The 868-nt window shown below is 69.0% G+C and carries 1 protein-coding gene; it reads right to left on the bottom strand.

Features of this window, described 5'->3' with window-relative positions; all coding sequences use genetic code 11:
- Positions 1-52 precede the first annotated feature (52 nt).
- Positions 53-700, bottom strand: a complete 648-nt coding sequence (locus ABWU19_RS14925; RefSeq protein ID WP_435902415.1) for a hypothetical protein — start codon at positions 698-700, stop codon at positions 53-55.
- Between the last annotated feature and the right edge of the window lie 168 nt (positions 701-868).

Below are 868 nucleotides of genomic sequence, written 5' to 3' on the forward strand. Positions count from 1 at the left end.
TTTCTTGCCCCTGCGGGACAGATGTAGATAGAAAACGGGGGCAAGATGCCCCCTATTTTGCCCGAAGCTCCCGCAGCTCTTCCTTCCCCCAGCCCTCAGCCTCCCGGCTGCGCTTTAGCAGGCTGTCGGGTAGCTGCGGCAGGCGTTCCTTGAGCGCGGTGAAGGCCCGCTCGAGGCTCGCCCGCCGCATTCCCAGGTCGAGGGCTACCCGGCTTCCGAACCGCCAGGCCGCCAGCCAGAAGGCCCAGGCGTTCTCCTGGGTGGGTTCTGCCCGGCAGAGCGGGCCACCCTCCGGGTCTCCGAGCAGCACGGCTTTGTCCGCCAGACCGAGCTGATCCAGATCGGCCCGCCACGCCTCCCACTTTTCCTCGGGGAGCCGCCGGGCCCGCCACAGGTAGAGCGGGGTGTCCTCGAGGTCAAAGCTCCGGGCCACCTCCTCCCACTCGGCGGCTACCCGCATCGGCTGGCCTTGGAAGGTTCCCTCGACCACCAAAAAGCGCAGGGGCCCGCGTTCTTCCAGGCCCACCAGCCGCCCCTCCAGGAACCCCCTAAGCTCGCCCCCCTCGAGGAGGGGAAGCTGCACCGGGCGGGGGGTGAGGTCGCTGACCAGCGAACGGTTGAGCTCGGCCCTCAGGTCCCGGGCCAGCCAGGCTTCGATCTGATCGGTGGGTAGAAACTCTGGAAACACGTACACCTCCATCCTTCACCTCCTTCAGGCCGTCGCTCCCTCCCAGACCATGGGCCGGGGGTCGTCGAAGGCCAGCAGCACCGGGATGGGGCCGCCCACGTCTACCACCGCCACCGCCTGGGGGCGCTCCCCCTCCTCCTCCCAACAGGCCAGGCTGCGCTCCACCAGCAGCCGGGCGGT

The sequence above is a fragment of the Meiothermus cerbereus genome (assembly GCF_051297115.1).
Taxonomy (GTDB): Bacteria; Deinococcota; Deinococci; order Deinococcales; family Thermaceae; genus Meiothermus; species Meiothermus cerbereus_A.